This window comes from Acinetobacter sp. YH12105 (genome assembly GCF_013419095.1).
Lineage (GTDB): Bacteria > Pseudomonadota > Gammaproteobacteria > Pseudomonadales > Moraxellaceae > Acinetobacter > Acinetobacter pseudolwoffii.
Window position 1 is genome coordinate 31467 of record NZ_VPAU01000014.1, and the last position, 19908, is coordinate 51374.

Consider the following 19908-nt stretch of genomic DNA (forward strand, 5'->3'; position numbering starts at 1 on the left):
TTATCATTTGTTTTATTTGTTCGACTGAATTTGCCTTGAATACGATTACGATTCTCCAGCCAGATGATTGGCACGTTCACCTGCGTGATGGTTTAGCACTTCAACGTACTGTTCCCGATTTAGCCAGACAGTTTTCTCGCGCAATCTGTATGCCGAATCTGGTACCACCCGTTAAAACCGTTGAAGAGGCCAATGCCTATCGTGAACGCATCATGGCGCACGTACCTGAAGGGATAAATTTCGACCCGCGTATGGTGCTGTATTTCACAGACAACACCCCGGCAAGTGAAGTTAAAAAGATCAAAGAATCTGCGCATGTCAATGCCATCAAGCTCTATCCTGCGGGTGCAACCACCAATTCTGATAGTGGTGTCAGCGACATGAGTAAAGTGTATGGCGTAATTGAGCAGCTTGAAGAACATCAGGTGCCTTTATTGCTGCACGGTGAAGTGACGCATAACCATATCGATATTTTTGACCGTGAAAAGCGCTTTCTGGATGAAGTCCTCGCACCCTTGCTCAGACAGTTCCCTAAGCTGAAACTGGTGTTAGAGCACATTACTACCAGCGAAGCAGCAAACTTTGTGCTTGAGCAAGACCGTAATGTCGCTGCAACCATTACCCCGCAACATTTATTGTTCAACCGCAATGACATGCTGGTGGGTGGCATCAAGCCGCATTTCTACTGCTTGCCAATATTAAAACGTCAAACCCATCAGCAAACCTTGCTGGAAGTGGCGACTAGTGGCAATCCTAAATTTTTCCTAGGCACCGACAGCGCACCACATTCAAAAAATGCAAAAGAAAATGCGTGTGGCTGTGCAGGATGTTATAGTGCGCCGACTGCCATTGAGCTGTATGCTCAGGCATTTGATCAAGTGGGTAAAATTGAACGTCTGGAAGGTTTTGCCAGCCACTTTGGTGCAGACTTCTATGGCCTGCCACGTAATACCAGCACCATTACACTGGTTAAAGAAGATCAAGTAATCCCTGAAAGTTTAGACTATTTGGATGGTGAACAGATTATTCCGCTCTATGCGGGTAAAACCATTCAATGGAGAAAAGTGTGACAAATGAAACCCTCCCAATCATTGGTCAACGTTTTCGTGGATTCTTACCTGTAGTTGTCGATGTCGAGACGGCAGGTTTTAATGCACAGACTGATGCATTGCTGGAAATTGCGGCCATTCCGATTGTTTATAATGAGGATGGCCAGTTTGTGCCGGGTCAAGCTTACCATGCACATATCAATCCTTTTGAAGGGGCCAACCTCGATCGTAGGTCACTGGAATTCATCGGCATTGATCCGTCAAATCCGATGCGAATTGCCATGGCTGAAGATGAAAAAACCGCATTAAAGCGTATTTTCAAATCGGTCAATGACGTGCGCCGTCAGCAAAACTGTACCCATGCGGTTTTGGTGGGTCACAATGCACATTTCGATTTAGGTTTTGTTCAGGCAGCAATTGCCCGTACCGGCACCAAAAACCAGAACCCGTTCCATAGTTTTTCTGTGTTTGATACGGTGACCTTGAGTGCGGTGATGTTTGGTCAAACCGTACTGGCGAAATCCTGTATTCAGGCCGGGATCGATTTTGATGGCAAAGAAGCTCACTCTGCGTTATATGACACACAGAAGACGGCTGAACTGTTTTGCTATATTTTAAACAAACTCGCGCCTCACCTGCTTGACACTCTGGTGGCGGATCAATAAGATACCGCCATCTTCTAAACGTCCCTATCGTCTAGAGGCCTAGGACATCGCCCTTTCACGGCGGTAACCGGGGTTCGAATCCCCGTAGGGACGCCATCTATTTTCCTCTCTTTTCATATTTTTATTTTTCAGCGACTTAAGCTGCTTAAATCTTACACATTTAAAGCCCAATTAATGCAAATAATTCTCATTACTATTGATTATGGCAATCAAGTTAATGATAATCGCTTTCATTATCTTTCAAAGATTTAACCTTCCCATGCGTTTTGCCTACTCTTCACTTTCACTTGCTATATTGGCAGCTTTATCAACCTCTAGTTTCGCAGAAGAATCCAGTTATCAAGAATCTGCCCCCAATGAGGCAACGCTTAAGTTCAACACGATTATTGTCAAAGCTCAGCAAGCGAATGAAGTTGGGAAAACGGTTTATAGCAAAGAAGATTTAGCAAAAATACCGAATAGCTCAAAGAATATAACTGATTTTTTAAAGGTGAATCCGAATGTGCAGTTTAGCAATGAACATATGGCAGCCAACTCACAAGCTGATTTAAAACCGGCTGAAATTTCGATTCATGGTGCACAATCATTTAATAATAAATTTGTGATTAATGGCGTCAGCAACAGCAATAACCTCGACCCTGCTGGTTCAGGAACAACCAACTACGGTGCAGTGTCTGGCGGTTCACAAGGTGTGGCAATCAACACCGATTTATTGTGTAATTTAGAAGTATTAGACAGCAACATTAGTGCAAAACACGGTGGCTTCACCGGTGGTGTGGTTCAGGCAGAAACCTGTGCGCCTAAATCTGAAATTGGCAAAGTCCATGGTAGCATCACTTATGACTATACAGAAAGTGACTGGAACCGCTACCACTTAAAAACTGATGCAGACAAAGGACTCTTTGAAGGTGCATCAACCCAGTCAAACCAAAAAGAGTATGTTCGCCAAGGTGTTAGTGCCAATATTTTTGCTAAACTTTCAAAGGTTTATGGCTTAGATCTCTATGCTTCACAACGTAAATCAACAATTCCTGTTGAAAGTGGCTTACCTGCACCAAAACAAATTGATCAAGAAAAACGTAATACCAATGTCGGTGGAACCTTGTATGTCGATCCAAATGCAGACACCAGTATGAAATTCGGTTTCGCTTTAGGTGATTTGGAAGACAATACTTACGCAGACAAACGTCGTAACTCTCACAGCAGCACCAATAATCAATCAGCTTTGATTTTCGCAGAGATGCAACAAAAACAAGATTGGGGACAATTAATACACCAGCTCAATTACCAGCAAATTGACAATGCACGTGAATCATCATCTGATCGCGGTGTGAACTGGATGTATGCAGCAGGGAGCAAAGACTGGGCAAATACTGAAAAAGTATGGGAAGGTGCAACCTCTGCAGATATTGATTTAAAACAATCTTCTGTGAGTTATGGGTTAGATGCGCTATTTAATAACTTTAAATTTGCAGACACCGACCATCAAATCAGCGCCGGTTTTGCCTATCATTATGATGATGTGCAATGGGAACGTACCAAAGATTTTTCAACTTTCTATGGCGTAACATCAGGGAAAACCCAAAACTTGTTTGATCTTAAAGGTCAACAATGTCAAATCAATGATCCTCTCTGCGATGAAAATACCACAGCTGTATTCCTGAACAATAAAGTCCCTACGGTCTTTGATGGTCAATACTTTAAAAAGGGCAATATATACAAAGCAGGCAGCTTTGCTGGTCAATATCATCAAGCAGCCTTGTATCTAGAAGATAATATTCGCTGGAACAACCTCAATGCCCGTTTAGGTGTGCGTGCTGATTATGATGAATCAAATAATAATCTTAACTTTGCACCACGTAGCAGCATTAGTTATCAGCCTTTTTCCAATAAATTATTAACCCTGACTTCAGGTTGGAACCGCTACTATAATGCCCCAACATATATGACGGACTTGCGTCAACATCTGACCTCATTAGATTTTGACATCAGCCGTGCTGATCAAAATTCTGAATGGGTTGAAGAAGTAAAAGTTTCAGCCAATGATACACGCCGCAAGGATCTTAAAACCCCATTTGCAGATGAATTTGTCCTTGGGTTTAATAGCCAATTTAAAAACACCAATCTCAGCTTAAAATGGGTGAATCGTCAGTATGATGATGAAATCACCCGTAATAGAACTGATATTCCAAACGACTATTTTACTTATTCTTATGAGTTTGATAACAGCGGTTATGGCGAAAATGATACCGTAACGCTAGAACTTAATACGATTGAGCCACTTAAATTTAAAGGCACTCAACATGATTTAGGCTTAGCAGTCAATTACTCGGATGTGTACCGTAGCGCACCAGATTATACGGAAAACTTTACCGAAGAAGATCTTCAGAAGCTGATTTCCTTTGATGGCAAAATTATGCCTTATGGTGACCGCCCTGCATCAAACTATAACCAACCGATTACTGCACGTGTCATGTGGAATATTGGCTTTGATTCTCTTCCTTTAAAAATTTCCAACTTCTTTAGCTATAAAGACACCTATGAGCAAGTGCTAGAAGCGAGCTCTGCTGACAAAGTGGTGCATGATGGCGTTAAAATCGATACTTATACGCTACAAGATGTAAAACCTCGTTTTACATGGGATGTGCGCACCACCTATGATTGGAAAGTTTCAAAAGATTATTCAGCGATTTTTGGCTTAACGGTAAATAATATTACTAACCGCAATAATTTATATGTGAATGGAAGCAAACTGTACTCTGAAATCGGCCGCCAGTTTATCGCCGATGTCACTTTCAAATTCTAAGTTTTATAAAGAGCACTCCGGTGCTCTTTTTAATTTGCTTAGGCTATAATTAATGCAATTTCGTACTTTGTCTATGTGCCATGTTAAAAAAGATCTTACTGGTTTTACTGATTTTAGCTCCTTCACTGCTTTATCTTTATATCGTGAACCGTGAAGAGAAAGTAGAAACACCTGCCGAGCAGACTGCTCCTGTGCATAACCCGACAGAATACCAAACACCCGATCATTAAAATCTGGCTGTTTTAAACTCCTGCCAGCCGCGGGAGTTTCATTTTCCGCCTAAATGACGAGCAAATAAGCCCAATCATTCGATTTATTTAAGCCCTCAATAAAATTAATGCATTACTCCTGTTTAATGTTTGAACTTTTAGCGCTTTTTTATATAAAAGCCTTTTGACAAAAACCAATTGAGTCCTTAATATACGCATCACCTCGCAACGTCCCTATCGTCTAGAGGCCTAGGACATCGCCCTTTCACGGCGGTAACCGGGGTTCGAATCCCCGTAGGGACGCCATCTATTGATCGCATACGATCAAGCCTTATTCAAAATTATTATTAATACATTGCAGATTTATAGTTTTTCACTACAATAACTCGCTTCATTCTTCTGATTTTTTTCAACTCCTATGCACTCATCTCCGAATGATGCTACGCATCAGGGCAATTCTGCGCCTTTAAAACGCGCTATGAGTACTCGACATCTGGTCATGATTTCGCTTGGTGGCGCAATCGGAACAGGCCTATTTTTAGGGTCGGGTGAAGTCATTGCACAAACGGGGCCTGTAGGTGCCATTATTGCTTATCTCCTGGGCGGCATTATCGCTTACATGGTTATGCTCTGTCTGGGCGAACTTGCTGTTCATATGCCAGAATCTGGTTCATTTGGTGCTTATGCCAAACGTTATATTGGACCGGGTACAGGCTATACCATCACTTGGTTATACTGGCTGACCTGGTCTGTCACTCTGGGAACCGAATTTACTGCAGCCGCCTTGCTGATGCAGGAATGGTTCCCGGATATTTCCATGTGGTTATGGACCATTATTTTTGGTGTCTTTGTATTTAGCTTAAATATGATTTCGACCAAATGGTTTGCCGAATCCGAATTCTGGTTGGCACTGGTGAAAGTAGTCACTGTTGTTGCCTTTATTGTTTTGGGCTTACTGGCCATCTTTGGTGTTTTGGGCTATCAGGGCTACGAAGCTGCGCCTCTATTTACCAACCTGACGGCCCAGGGCTGGTTCCCTGAAGGTCTATTCCCGATTTTTGCGACCATGCTGATCGTGAACTTTGCCTTTTCGGGTACAGAGCTGATTGGTGTTGCGGCGGGTGAAACTGAAGATCCTGCGAAAAATGTCCCTAAAGCCATTAATACTGCAATTTTCCGCTTATTAATTTTCTTTGTGGGGACGATTATCGTGGTGACGGCCTTACTCCCGCATCAGGAAGCTGGCTTGGCAGCTGAAGGTGTCAGTAGCAGTCCATTCGTAACAGTATTCCAGCACATCGGTATTCCTTATGCTGAAGACATCATCCGCTTTGTGATTATCACTGCGTTACTTTCTGCTGCCAACTCGGGCTTATTTGCCGCTTCTCGTATGATGTGGTCATTGTCCTACAGCAAACAGTTACCTGCCGTATTCTCAAGACTCAATGCTCGCGGTGTACCGTATATTGCAGTCATGGTGACCATGCTCGGTGCATTGCCAGGCCTGCTGTCTGAACAGTTTGCGCCAGAAACCATCTTTACCAACCTACTGGGCATTGCGGCGTTTACCATGGTGGTGGTCTGGATGAGTATTTGTTTAAGTCAGTTCAACTTCCGCCGGCAGTGGTATAAACAGGGTCGCACGGTCAAAGAACTGGGCTTTGCAGCACCATTGTTTCCGATTGTGCCGATTTTAGGCTTCGTGTTCTGTTTTATTACCTGTGTCAGTATGGTCTTTGATCCATCAATGCGCATCAGCTTCTTTGGCTGTCTGCTGTTTATTGCAGCCTGCTATGCCAGTTATTATACGTTCTACCATAACAAGTCTTAAGCATCAGCTTTAAAAGAGCGACTTCGGTCGCTCTTTTTTGTCTATACTAATTGTATATTGGGCAGCTTCAATGGTGCGTCGATGAAAATTGTATTTATTCACGGCATGAACAAGCAACAGTATACGGCGCCTTCATTACGCCAACATTGGCTGCATCTTCTCAAAAGAGGCCTCAGAAATAACCCGCAACAGCAAGCCCGTTTTAGCTATTTAAAACGGCATATCCGTATCCCTTTTTATGGTGATTTACTCTCTCGACATCATTTGCATAATCTACTCAATGCCAGCACCTTAATGCCGCAGCAATGGCCGCATTTCCCTTTTCTACATCCGGCACAGCGGCAAGCCGTACCACCAACCAATCAGTGCAAATATCAAGTTTGTGATGTGCCCCAGTTAAATCCAGATAAGACACTCAACTTTGATCAAAAGCTGAATTTTATTACAGCATTAAGCAAAGATATTGCCTTGCGGGATTTTGCGGTACTCATTAATTATTTCCCCAGTTTACACGCCAGTTTTTTGCATAAGTTCCTGCTGGAAACCTATCTTTATTTGGCCAATCCGACTTTTATGCAGGAAGTTCATCGGCGCATTCATCATCAACTGCATAGCAGCAAACCACAGATTCTGGTGGCACATTCGCTGGGCAGCGTGATCGCCTATAATAATTTGCTTCAACATCCAGAACTGAATATCCAGCGTTTTATTACCCTCGGATCACCACTGGCATTTCGTGTCATTCAGGCGCATCTTCCGCAACCAATGATAAGACCTGCTGCAATTTCAGGCGATTGGATAAATTTCTATTCACATGATGATTTTCTCACCGCATTTCCACTCTCAGCAGCTTCATTTAATTTTCAGCCTGCCATTATCAATCAGGAAATTCGTACCTTTGTACAACGTCCACATGATATTGCGGGCTATTTACAGCATCCCCAAGTGTTAGCTGCCATGCTGGAATTGCTTAAAAATTCAGCTTAATTTAAGTCATTTTCCATTATTTCAACAATATTGTTTTAAATTTATGCACTCAATTCAGAAAATAAAAATTTTTATAGAAATGCGTTTGACACCCCCCTATTTTCACCCTATTATACGCCCACCTCTGAAACGTCCCTATCGTCTAGAGGCCTAGGACATCGCCCTTTCACGGCGGTAACCGGGGTTCGAATCCCCGTAGGGACGCCAATTTTCAGAAGTACATTTTATTAAGTCCCTATCGTCTAGAGGCCTAGGACATCGCCCTTTCACGGCGGTAACCGGGGTTCGAATCCCCGTAGGGACGCCATTACTTCAAGCTAAAAGTAAAGGTTTTAAAATTTATCTTCTGTACTGTCCCTATCGTCTAGAGGCCTAGGACATCGCCCTTTCACGGCGGTAACCGGGGTTCGAATCCCCGTAGGGACGCCATATTCGAGATGGCAACATCTCAACAAAAAAGCCCGGGCATTGCGACTTGGGATTTTTTGCATTCTGAATATTTAAATATAATTTTTTACCACTCATTAAAATATGCTCTTCGTTACATAGGCTGCCATGTAATTCATATTTTACAATTTGCATTCTTTTAACATTTCTATTCATATAAATATCCGTTCATTTTCATTTAAAGCAATACACCAATAAATTAGAACAAAAATTCAACATCTAGACGTCAAGTCGCACGTTAAGGTAACTGAAGAGATATCTGCAAGGATCAGATTATGTTCGTCAGCACAGAGTTAAGTTTGCCTTTATCGCCAAATAATAATCATAATTATCAATTTAAAAGCTTTAAGGATTGGGTCGACTTTTTTCAAGATACTGAAATTTCGATGTATGCCAAAACCGAACAAGCCGAATCTTATTTGAGTGATCTGATTAAAAATTTAAAGATTAATACTCTCGGATGGTTAGATCAGCCTGCACAGGTTGAACAGCATCTTCTAGAACAACATCATCAAATTTGTGCCAAGTTTCAGGCTTATCTGGGACGGCGTAAACAGCATCAGGCCCGGGAGTATTTCCCAACGGTTTCACATGCTTTCGAATTTCTATCCAAGGTTGCACCGGTTAAACTGGTCGATGGTTCCTGGTTATATTCCACCGTACATAACTGCAATCAACCCGAGCTGAAAGATTTGATCTATATCTATCTGGAAGAACTGGGTCTGGGACATCCACGTGCCAATCATGTCACCATGTATCAGCACCTGTTAAGTCACTATGAGCTGAACAGTTATGCCGAACAACTGGATGCCAGTTATTATGAGCAGGCCGCGGTACAGTTAGCACTGGCTTATGCGCCGGCCAAATACTTGCCTCTGGTGATTGGTTTTAATCTCGGCTATGAACAGTTGCCGCTGCATCTGCTCATTACCAATTACGAATTGGCTGAACTCGGGATTGATCCCCATTATTTCAATGTGCATATTACGATTGATAATGCCCACAATGGCCATGCACAAAAATCCCTGCAAGCCTTTATCCAGCATTATGAGAATGCGGAAGATCCAGAGACCTATCTTGATTTGATCAAGCAAGGCTATCTGCTCAATGACATCGGTAAAAGTTCTTCCCAGATTGTAAGAGAGCTAGATATTGAGCGCATGGCCTTAAAAGTATTCCAGAATAAAGCACTGATTGGCCAATATATTCATAATCAGAAATGTCAGTTTAGTGGCAAGACTATCAATGACTGGTTATCAGATCCGGTACAAATTTTCAAGTTCCTGAACGTGCTGATTGAGAAAGGCTGGATTATTAAAGATGCTCCTGTTGAACAGAGCCGTTTCTGGAAAATGATTGATCATCCTGAAGGTAAAATGTTTGGTGTGTTTAATGCGACTGAAAAACAGATCATTAAAGACTGGATTCAGGGGGCAACTTTAGCAACTCGGCTGTCTTCACGTAGCGCAGCGCCGTCTCAGGCGAAAGTTGAACCTGCTTTAAGCCGTATGGATCAACAGCGTTTAAATCAGTTAAAAAATCGCTTTATGCGCTGTGAAGGTGCGGAACAGAAAATTGACTTGCTGATTCCCTATACTTCACCGCATATGCATCATACTGAAGTGGGTTTATGGGCAACCCTTCAACTGGGACAGTTATTATTTCCTTTCCAGACCCAGGCGATGCATTATTCTTAACTATGTGATGAATAAAAAACCGGGCATTCTAATTGCCCGGTTTTTTATACTTAGATGATAAATTTAAGCCGATTTACGCGAATTCAACTGCCCTTTAATTACGGCTTTAACATTGCCTTTAAGGTAGTTCAAAAAGACTTTTAACGGTGACAGTTTTGGATTCGGCTGTTTACCTTTGGCAATTTCCTTAAACTGCGCGGCATACCAGATAATTTCCATAATCGCCATTTTGTCAACCAGCGGAATACCGGTTTTAATTTTCTCAACCGCATAACGTACATCTTGCCCTGCAATCAAACGATCACCCAGATCCGGCTCTACCGCAAAAGGTCGGGCGATGCCAACAAAATCACATGCACCACTGTCGAGTGCAGCATTCATGCCGTCGACGGTTCTAAAGCCACCAGTCACCATGATATGGCAATTGACTTCCTGACGGATCTTTTCGGCAAAATCGAGGAAATAGGCTTCACGGGCAATGGTTGAAGCTTTGCGTTTGTCTTCTTTTACACCAGCCATGGCAGGCGCTTCATAACTACCGCCGGATACTTCAATGATATCAATCCCGGCTGCATCCATCGCCTTAAAGACATAGATCACATCTTCTTCACTTATACCACCGCGCTGAAAGTCAGCAGAATTCAATTTGACTGAAATAATGAAATTTTCTGAGCTTGCAGCACGGACAGCCTGATAGGTTTCCAGCAGAAAACGGGTACGGTTTTCAATACTGCCACCCCATTGATCCTGACGCTTATTGGTCAGCGGTGACAGAAACTGGCTAATCAGATAACCATGCGCACCATGCAACTGGACGCCTTCAAAACCGGCCTTTTCACAAATTTGCGCTGAAGTGGCAAAACGCTGGATAATCTCCAGAATTTCAGTTTCAGTCAGCGCACGTGGTGTGCCGAAGCTGACGGCCAATGCCGGACTAAAAGGTACGGCCGACGGCGCAACTGTTTCTTTATTTAAGCCTTTGGGACACTGACGACCCGGATGTGATAACTGCACCAGTTGTACCATACCCTGCTGCTTGCCCACTTCCGCCCAGACTTTAAGCTGCTCCAGATCACGCTCGGTTTCTACCACCACCACGCCCGGCTCATTTTTGGCACGAAAGTCCACCATGACATTGCCAGTAATGGCACAGCCCAGTCCACCTTTGGCCCAGGCTTCATACAACTTGAAATGTGCCTGATTGGGCTGGCCGGCATCATTGGCCAGCGCCTCACTCATAGCGCCTTTAATAATACGGTTTTTGAAATTGGTATGACGAATTTGAATGGAATCGGCCAATTGGGTCATGATCTGTCCTGATATTACTTTTATTTTGTACTCGTTTATAACGCAAGTCAGGATAATTGACAATTCAACTTGTCAAATTTACACAATTTTCATCTGCTTATTTTTACGATGATTAAAAAGTTTCGTGATTTATTGTCTTGGATCAAAAGCATCACGCACTGCTTCGCCAATATACATCAGCAAACTCAGCACAATGGCCAGACTAAAGAAAGCTGATAAAGCCAGCCACGGCGCATTTAAATTATTTTTGGCTTGCAGCAACAGCTCTCCTAAAGAGGCTGTTTCCGGTGGTAGCCCATAGCCTAAAAAATCCAGAGCCGTCAGTGCGGTAATATTGGCAGTCAGCATAAAGGGAAGTTGTGACAGACTTGAACCGATGACATTCGGCAATATATGCCTGAACATGATTCGCCCATCTACTGCACCCATACTTCGTGCCGCCCAGACGTATTCCAGATTGCGTGCACGCAGAAATTCAGCCCGTACCATGCCCACCAGAGTGGTCCAGCCAAACAACAGCATGATCAGAAATAGCCAGTAAATATTGGGACTAAACAGACTGACCAGCACCATGACCATAAATAGCATCGGCAAACTGCTCCAGACTTCAAGCAGGCGTTGCCCGATCAGGTCGATCCAGCCGCCATAATAGCCCTGCACAGCCCCCAGCAAAACTCCAATCGCCGCCGACAATAAAGTCAGTGCAAAACCAAATAAGAGTGAAACCCTCAAGCCATACAGAATCCGCGCCAACACATCACGACCCTGATCATCTGTTCCGAGCCAGTTTTGTGCACTTGGTGGCGAAGGCACCGGAACAGCCAGTTCCAGATTCGGGCTTTGATATGAAAATGGAATAATTGGCCAGATCGCCCAGCCTTTTTCTGCAATCAACTGTTGAACGGCAGGATCTTTATACTCGGCTTCGGTTTCAAATACCCCACCAAAAACGGTTTCCGGATAAGATTTTAAGATAGGCAAATACACTGCATGATCATATTTCACCAGCAAGGGCTTATCATTGGCAATCAGTTCTGCGCCCAAGGACATGATAAAAATAAGGCCAAACATAATAAAACAGCCAAATCCCAGCTTGTGCTGCTTAAAGCGTTGCCAGCCTAATTGTATCAAGGACGACATTAGGAGGATCCCCGACGTGAACTGAAATGAATCCGTGGGTCGATCAGTTGATACAGCAAATCGCTTAATAATCGCAATATCAGACCAAGCAAAGTAAAGATAAACAGAGTACCGAAAATCACCGGATAGTCGCGCTGGATGATCGCCTCAAAACCCAAAACACCTAAACCATCGAGATTAAATATAATCTCAATAAACAGGTTGCCGACGAAAAACACCCCAATTAATACTTCTGGCAAACCTGCGATCAACACTAACATCGCATTTCGAAACACATGCCGATATAGCACTGCATTTTCATTTAAACCTTTGGCCCGCGCAGCCAGAACATATTGCTTACTCAGCTCTTCCACAAAAGAAAATTTCACCAGATAAGTCAAACTGGCAAATCCACCCAGCACCATGGCCAACAATGGCAATGCCATATGCCAGAAATAATCCTGAATTTTCCCGAAAAATGAGAGTTCGGCAAAATTTTCAGAGCTGAGTCCCTGTAAGGGAAACCATTGCAGAAAAGATCCACCGGCAAAAAATACAATCAGTAAAATCGCAAAAATAAAGGCTGGAATGGCATAGCTCACCGCCAGCATTAAAGAGGTGATCTGATCAAAAACACTGCCATGTTTTTTGGCTTTGCCGATGCCTAAAGGGATAGACACCAGATAGATGATTAAGGTACTCCACAGACCTAAAGACAGCGATACCGGTAGTTTTTCCCAGATCAGCTCAGTCACAGCCTTGTCTTTAAAAAAACTAGTGCCCAGATCAAACTGGGCATAGCGCCTTAGCATGTCCCAAAAGCGGATATGGGCAGGCTGATCAAAACCGTATTGAATATTGATCTGCTCGATCATCTCAGGGGTGAGGCCTTGCTGCCCCTGATACTGTAATCCGGTATGTGTCAAGCCATTGACCTGTTGTGCCTGATAAATCGCTTGTTCCACCGGCCCACCCGGTGCCAGCTGGATCACCATAAAGTTAATCAGCAAAATGATCAGCAAGGTTGGAATCATCAGCAACAGACGCTTGAGTATATAAGTGCTCATGGCACTCCCTGATAGGCTTGGAGCTTAATGCTGTTTGAAATAATTGGCCACATGTTGAGCCTTTGCTGCATCGACCCACCAGTAGTCAATGCCCGCGGAGAGCTTAGGTTTAAGCTTGGGCTGCTGATACATGTTCCAGTAAGCATACCAGTATTCACCCGTACCATAAGTCGGAATATGATAATAACCTGCCCGCAGCAACCGGTCTAAAGCTCGGGTACTCTCAATCACCTGCTCCCGGTTCTGCGCCTGAATTACTTGCTTAATCACCGCATCAATAGCAGGATTCTGAATACCGGCATAATTATAGTTACCGACCTGCTTGGCAGCCTGACTGCTCCAGAACTGTTTTTGTTCCTGCCCCGGTGTCAGGGACTGTGGCATGCTGTCGACAATCATATCAAACTGGTAATTTCTTAGCCGTTCATAATACTGTGCGGTTTCGACCATACGAATATTCGCCTGAATCCCCAAACGTTTTAAATGACGCAAATAAGGCATCAGATGACGCTGCTGTTCCATCTGATGCAGTAAAAATTCAATCTTGACCGCTTGACCGGAAGCATTGACCAACTGCCCCTGTTGATAACGATAACCAGCCTTTAACAGCAATTGACGGGCTTTTAATAAATTCTGCCGGTTAAACCCTGATGCATCGGATTGAGGATATTGCCAGTCCTGAAGTACAGCCTGACGCTGAACCGGATGAAGCTTCTGCAAATGAGGCTTTAAAATTTGCAGCTCTTGGGCACTCGGCCGCCCACGAGAAGCCAGCTCGCTATTGGAAAAAAAGCTGTTCAGACGTTGATATTCACCATAGAACATGGCTTTATTCAGCCATTCAAAATCGTAAGCGAAACTTAAGGCCTGACGGAAGCGAATATCGGCAAAGGGCTGACGCCGGGTATTAAAGACCAGACTCTGGGTCGGGACCGGATTTTGATGCCGAAAACGATAACGTTTGACTTGTCCTTGCCGAACCGCAGGAAATTGATAATCCCTGATCCAGCGATTGACCTGTTTTTCCTCATGCAAAGTAAATTGGCCCGATTTAAAGGCTTCGAACTTGATTTCCGGACTACGATAATAACGATACTGGATCCGGTCAAAATTATAACGACCGCGATTCACCAATAGATCTTTTCCCCAGTATTGAGGATTGCGCTGATACGAAATACTGCGGCCGGGATCTATGCGTTCAATCACATAGGGCCCTGAACCCAGAATCGGTTTCAGCGTCAGGTCTTTAAAATCACGCCCTTGCCATTGCCGTTTAGAATAAATGGGCATCTGCGCGACAATCATGGCCATTTCCGGATTATGCCCGGATTTAAAATGCATTTTGATTTTTAAAGGTGACAGCACTTCCAGCTGATGTATATCTGCCAGATACATTTGCAAGCCAAAATTGGACTGGGTCTGATAAAGCTCAAAGCTATATTTGACATCTTCCGCAGTTAAGGGCTGACCATTGCTAAAGCGCGCTTTCGGATTTAAATGGAAAATGATAAAGGCGGTTTTCTTGGGGTCAAAACTGACTTTTTCCGCCAGCAAGGGATAATACACCCCGGGCTCATCCAGTGATTTCGACAGCAAACTGTCAAAAATATAGTTGATCCCTTCAGTGACATTGCCTTTGCCATTCATGCTATTTAAATTATCAAAGCTGCCATCGGCCGCCAGAATCAGTGCACCACCTTTGGGGGCTTGCGGATTGGCATAAGGTAAGGATTGCAGATGGCTATATTTCGGTGGGCTATGTAGCGCAATATAAGGCGTGGTGATCAGGGCTGCCCAACTGGTATTCATTACCAGCGGGACAACCATGCTTAAAACAAATAAACTAAAAAATCTCACGATGAATGAATTAGTTTGGCACTTTAATCACATCACCAATACGTAATTGTGTATTCGGTTTGAGATCATTCATTTCCGCCAGTTGATTGCTGTTCATGCCGTAACGTGAGGCCAGACCGATCAAGGTATCGCCGCGTTTGACTTTATAATCAGTCACCAGTTTTGGAATCTGGATGGTTTGACTGACACGCAATCCGGCACGTGGACTGAGATTATTTAACTCGGCCAGTTCGGTGACCGTAATTCCTAAACGGCTGGCAATCGCATTCAGGGATTCGCCTGACTTGACGGTATAAGATTCAGTTGCTCTAGAAGCCACAGGCGTAGCTGCCACTTTCACATCTTCTGCTTTTTTATCCGTCGGAACATCACCCACAATTTTTAAACGCTGACCAATACGGACGTTGCCATTGGCATTCAGGCCATTTAAATCGGCCAGATACTTGACCTGAAGATGATACTGACGCGCAATAGAACTTAAGGTTTCACCCGATTTCACCACATGCGAATCGGATTTCATATGTTTCGACACCGTTTCCGCCACAGACTCACGCACGGGTTCAGCTGCCTCACCCGTCAGCTTTAAACGCTGACCGACGCGCAGGCCGGCATGACGAGAAATAGCATTCAGACTCGCCACCTGATCCATCGACAGATTGTATTTTGCTGCAATGCCGGTCAAGGTATCGCCCGATTGAACTGTATAAGTTTCAGGCACCTGACTGCCGGCCGGAATCTTGATGGTCTGGCCTATACGTAAACCACTATTGGCCGCAAAACCATTTAAAGCTGCCAGCTCAGACACACTGAGCTTGCTTTGACTGGCAATGCTATACAGGGTTTCACCGCGTTTGACCTGATAATTTTCAGTTGCTGTCTGATCAACTTTAACATTTTCAAATGTCTGTTCAGTCTTTTGGGTCGATGCGGTCAGTGCTTCAACTTCCTGAAGTGGCACATTGATTTTCTGTCCCACCATCAAACTGCTACCCGCAGTTAAACCTGAGGTGAATGACGCCAGTTCAGCATTTGACAGTCCATAACGATCGGCAATCAGTTTCAGATATTCACCGCGCTTGACTGTATAGGATTTGGTTTGAACTTTGGCAGCTTCAGCTTTTTTAGCATCTTCTACTTTGGCTTTAGATGCAGCCGTTTCTTTCAGCGACAGCTTCTGACCGACAAATAAACCACTGTTGGTACTTAAACCATTAAAATCAGCCAGCTGTTTGAGACTTAAACCAAACTGGCTTGCCACACTGGTTAGAGAATCATTGGCCTGAACCACATAAGATTCCGGCTTTTCTTTGGCTTTGGTTTGTTCCTGCACCGGCTTGGCATCATACAAATAAATCGTGGTGCCTACATATAGCGTAGAGTTTGGATCGATCTGGTTCCATTTCGCTACATCACGCCAGTTCACCCCATTTTTTGCTGCAATCAGTGCCAGATTATCCCCCGGTAAAACCTTATAGGTACTACGCTTGCCCTTAGGCGCGACCACCACCACTTCAGAATCAGTCTTGACATAATTTTTACCCTGGTTCAACTGGGCTTCAACCGAAGTCGCTGTGGTATTGTCAGCAACTTCTTTCGGATAAGAGAAGCCTTTGGTAAGTTCCTTGCCTTGCTGCTCAGCCACAGACAGGCTGGTTTGAATAGCCGTCAGCTTGATTTTACCATCATAAGGATCGACAATTTCTGTGCCTGCCGGCGCCAATGCTTTCAGCTCTTCAACTACCTGAGCCTGTTCTGCCGGTGTTGCAACAGGCTGCAGAACTTCATCCACAGTTTTGTTAGTTTCCTGCGCGGTGACGACCTGCTGAACTTGCTGACGCTCGGCTGCAGAAATCGGTGGTTCGACCTGAATCTGTTTCGCTGGCGCTGCCGGTGTCACTGCGACCGGAATACGTGGCGCACTTGGAATCGGCAAATCACTTTGGGCAGCAAAACTGGCCAAGGCAGATGAGCCTCTAGGCGTTGAAATCTTTTTCGTGGTCTGTGCCACTGTATTTGCCGTTGTCACCACAGGTGCAGTCGTTGCAGGTCGAGTACTGGCAAGAACGGGTGGAGTCTGTTTTGCCGGCGTAGTCGCTTTCGCATTTAATACGGGAGGCGCAGCTTTGGTCGGCACCACTGTGGTGGTGCTTTTCGGCAGGTTGCTGGCACTACTCGCAGATAATCCGCCGGAACCAGATAGTTTTTTCAGCTTTTCATCGACTGAAGGACTGAGGTCAGCAGGAATCAAAATACGACGCGGACTGGTAGGGTCAATATGATCACCACGATGCCCCGGGTTCAATTGATACAGCTCCGCACGGCTCAAACCGGTGATGGCTGCAATTTCATTTAAATTGGCCACGCCTACAGGCACTTCACGGAAATGCGGACGGTTGGCAATTGGTGGCAGGCTCACCCCATACTGACCTGGAGTTTTAATAATTTGTGCAACTGCCAGGAAACGTGGCACATAGCTCATGGTTTCTTGTGGCAATTTGAGTGACCAATAGTCGGTCGGCAGACCTGCTGCTTTATTGCGGTTAATCGCCTGCTGAATACGTCCCGGGCCGGCATTATAAGACGCCAGCGCCAGCTCCCAAGAACCAAACTGGTTATATAAACTGCCTAAAAACTCATAGGCTGCACGAGTCGATTCCACCACATCACGACGACCGTCGTATAAAGGGGTCTGTTTTAAACCATAAATACGGCCTGTGCTTGGAATAAACTGCCATAAACCTGCCGCTGCTGCACTACTGGTCGCTGCCGGGTCATAGGAACTTTCAATAATCGGTAATAGCGCCAGCTCGGTCGGCATACCACGGCGTTCTGCTTCTTTTACCGTGTAATATAAATAACGTGAGGCACGCGCACTTAAACGGTCCAGATAAGGCTGACGTGAAATAAACCAGCCGCGCTGCGCATCAATCCGCGGATTCCACACACTTAAATCCATCTTAAAGCCCACAGTCATGCGCTTCCAGACATCACCATGTTTCAGAACCAGTAAACGGTCGCCTTCGACTGCACGCATATCGGTTGCAGAAAGCAGATCTTCCAGTCCATCCAGACCGCTTGCATCCAGATATTGCGATCCAACTTGCTTGCTTGCTGCTGTTTGGGATGTACTTTGCGTAGATGAACAGCCCGTCAATCCCAGAGAAGCAAGTGCAGTTCCCAGTACAGAAAATTTTAAAAATGTTGGTAATGTCGGCTGCCACAAGATTGCGGTTGGTTTATACATAAAGAAATCCAAACAACTCGTATATAAATTTATTTTTTAGATCTGCCATTGTAGTGAAGCATGTTGCAGACACAAGGCAATAATTTACCGTGATTTCACGTTAAATGTTACAAGAAATTAAAAAATCCGGGACATAGAGATTGATCGACTGCATTTGCGCTATACAATAAGCCTTCCAGCGTGTTCTCTTTTGATCGGATTTTAATTTATGTCACACACTATCACACTTTATGTTGATGGCGCTTGTCGCGGCAACCCGGGTTTAGGCGGTTGGGGTGCGTACATTATTAATGGCCAGCAAGAACACAAAATCTGTGGCGGTGAAGACCATACCACCAATAACCGCATGGAATTGACAGCTGCCATCGAAGGCATTCTATTCTGTGACAAACAGGATAAGCTGGTGATCTATACCGATTCCAATTATGTCAAACAAGGCATTACCGAATGGATTCACGGCTGGAAAAAGAAAAACTGGAAAGACGTCAAAAACCCTGACCTGTGGCAAAAACTGGATGCAGTCTGTCAGGGACGAGAGATTGAATGGCACTGGATCAAGGGTCACGCCGGGCATGCCGGCAATGAAATGGCTGATCAGCTGGCCAATCAGGGCGCCGATGAAACCCTGAAAAAATCCAAGCAAAGCCCTTCAATATCTGAAGATAAAAAAAAATCTGAACCCGACTGGCTGCTAGATGATCCTTTTGGTCTGGATCTGGCCGAGAGCGAAGAAGAGCTGAACGATATGCAGGAAGAAGAAATCATTGAATTGAATGAAGTTGCCGACCCCGAGCAAAGTGATCCAGCGCTTCAAGAGGTGGATGCAACCGTTGCCAATAGCTCGCAACTACATCCCCAGATTGTGATTACCCCCGCAACCTTACAATTGCATGGCCCGCGACAATTGATTCTGGATACCGAAACCACCGGTTTTTATTATCAGGATGGTGACCGGATTATCGAAGTTGGCGCGCTGGAAATGATCAACCGCAAACTGACCGGCAGCTCGATTCATATCTATATCAATCCGAAAACACCGGTCGGCGACTCGGTCAATGTCCACGGCATTACCGATGAGTTCCTGCAAGACAAACCGTTATTTGAGGAAATCTCTCAAGTATTGTTTGACTATTTGCACGGTGCAGAAATTATCGCGCATAACGCCAGCTTTGATATGAACTTCCTGGATATGGAATTCAAACGGGCAGGTTTTAAAGCCCTGTCCGAAGTTTGTGAAGTAACCGATACCCTGGCAATGGCCAAGTCCAAGCATCCGGGGCAGAAAAACTCGCTGGATGCCTTAGTACGCCGCTACGAGATTCCAAAGCGTGACCGTACGTTCCACGGTGCCTTGCTCGATGCGGAAATCCTGTCTGATGTTTATCTGGCGATGACCGGTGGACAGGTGTCTTTTGATATCGATGCTTTGTCTCATTCTGACGATCAGAACAACCGTTCAGGCATGGCCAGAGTTGAAATTGAACTGCCGGTGATTCTCCCCTCAGAACAAGAATTGCAGGAACATGAGAAATGGATCAAACAATTCGAAGAAAAACATGGAACTGCTTGCCTTTTCTCGAAATAAAATCTACATTTCCGAGCATGCTTTAGGTTAAAAACTA

General features: G+C 44.6%; 13 protein-coding genes and 5 tRNA genes. 13 read left to right on the forward strand and 5 right to left on the reverse strand.

Annotated features, from left to right (window positions below; genetic code table 11):
* Positions 1-35: 35 nt before the first annotated feature.
* The 12 genes from pyrC (at position 36) to FTU44_RS10890 (ending at position 9691) form a co-directional block, all read left to right on the forward strand.
* Entirely contained in the window at positions 36-1070 is a 1035-nt protein-coding gene (pyrC, locus tag FTU44_RS10835) for a dihydroorotase (protein WP_100534379.1), read from the forward strand.
* Positions 1055-1714 (forward strand): ribonuclease T, encoded by a 660-nt coding sequence (rnt, locus tag FTU44_RS10840; protein ID WP_034608604.1) that lies wholly within the window; start codon positions 1055-1057, stop codon positions 1712-1714. The genes pyrC and rnt overlap by 16 nt, the downstream gene beginning before the upstream one ends.
* Before the next feature lie 20 nt (positions 1715-1734).
* Positions 1735-1810, forward strand: a tRNA-Glu gene (locus tag FTU44_RS10845).
* Between the two features lie 163 nt (positions 1811-1973).
* Positions 1974-4520, forward strand: coding sequence for a TonB-dependent siderophore receptor (locus tag FTU44_RS10850; protein WP_180050678.1), 2547 nt, complete (start codon positions 1974-1976; stop codon positions 4518-4520).
* Between the two features lie 80 nt (positions 4521-4600).
* Positions 4601-4750 (forward strand): hypothetical protein, encoded by a 150-nt coding sequence (locus FTU44_RS10855; protein ID WP_005096385.1) that lies wholly within the window; start codon positions 4601-4603, stop codon positions 4748-4750.
* 209 nt (positions 4751-4959) lie between these two features.
* Positions 4960-5035 (forward strand) — tRNA-Glu (locus tag FTU44_RS10860).
* A gap of 112 nt (positions 5036-5147) precedes the next feature.
* Positions 5148-6560 carry an amino acid permease gene (locus FTU44_RS10865; RefSeq protein WP_005096383.1) on the forward strand — a complete coding sequence of 471 codons (1413 nt, stop codon included), beginning with the start codon at positions 5148-5150 and terminating at the stop codon, positions 6558-6560.
* 81 nt (positions 6561-6641) lie between these two features.
* Complete coding sequence (locus tag FTU44_RS10870) at positions 6642-7547, forward strand: alpha/beta hydrolase (RefSeq protein ID WP_180050681.1); 906 nt, start codon at positions 6642-6644, stop codon at positions 7545-7547.
* Between the two features lie 131 nt (positions 7548-7678).
* Positions 7679-7754, forward strand: a tRNA-Glu gene (locus tag FTU44_RS10875).
* A 24-nt stretch (positions 7755-7778) separates the two neighbouring features.
* A tRNA-Glu gene (locus FTU44_RS10880) sits at positions 7779-7854 on the forward strand.
* A gap of 46 nt (positions 7855-7900) precedes the next feature.
* Positions 7901-7976, forward strand: a tRNA-Glu gene (locus tag FTU44_RS10885).
* 293 nt (positions 7977-8269) lie between these two features.
* A complete protein-coding gene (locus FTU44_RS10890; protein WP_180050683.1) occupies positions 8270-9691 on the forward strand; it encodes an iron-containing redox enzyme family protein in 1422 nt (473 codons plus the stop codon).
* Positions 9692-9754: 63 nt separating this feature from the next.
* Here the strand turns inward: FTU44_RS10890 and FTU44_RS10895 are convergent, their stop codons facing one another.
* The 5 genes from FTU44_RS10895 to FTU44_RS10915 all read right to left on the reverse strand — a co-directional run bounded on the left by FTU44_RS10895 (position 9755) and on the right by FTU44_RS10915 (position 18286).
* The gene (locus FTU44_RS10895; protein ID WP_005171838.1) at positions 9755-10999 is read right to left on the reverse strand and encodes an NADH:flavin oxidoreductase/NADH oxidase family protein; all 1245 of its coding nucleotides are present in this window, start codon (positions 10997-10999) and stop codon (positions 9755-9757) included.
* Positions 11000-11128: 129 nt separating this feature from the next.
* Positions 11129-12139: an ABC transporter permease gene (locus tag FTU44_RS10900; RefSeq protein WP_180050686.1), complete on the reverse strand. Its 1011-nt coding sequence runs from the start codon at positions 12137-12139 to the stop codon at positions 11129-11131.
* A complete protein-coding gene (locus FTU44_RS10905; protein WP_180050688.1) occupies positions 12139-13185 on the reverse strand; it encodes an ABC transporter permease subunit in 1047 nt (348 codons plus the stop codon). The genes FTU44_RS10900 and FTU44_RS10905 overlap by 1 nt, the downstream gene beginning before the upstream one ends.
* Positions 13186-13209: 24 nt before the next feature.
* Positions 13210-15012, reverse strand: a complete 1803-nt coding sequence (locus FTU44_RS10910) for an extracellular solute-binding protein (RefSeq protein ID WP_180050691.1) — start codon at positions 15010-15012, stop codon at positions 13210-13212.
* 40 nt (positions 15013-15052) lie between these two features.
* A complete protein-coding gene (locus FTU44_RS10915; RefSeq protein WP_180050694.1) occupies positions 15053-18286 on the reverse strand; it encodes a LysM peptidoglycan-binding domain-containing protein in 3234 nt (1077 codons plus the stop codon).
* Positions 18287-18494: 208 nt separating this feature from the next.
* Between FTU44_RS10915 and dnaQ the strand changes: the two genes are divergently transcribed.
* Positions 18495-19871 carry a DNA polymerase III subunit epsilon gene (gene dnaQ / locus FTU44_RS10920; RefSeq protein ID WP_180050696.1) on the forward strand — a complete coding sequence of 459 codons (1377 nt, stop codon included), beginning with the start codon at positions 18495-18497 and terminating at the stop codon, positions 19869-19871.
* Positions 19872-19908: the final 37 nt, after the last annotated feature.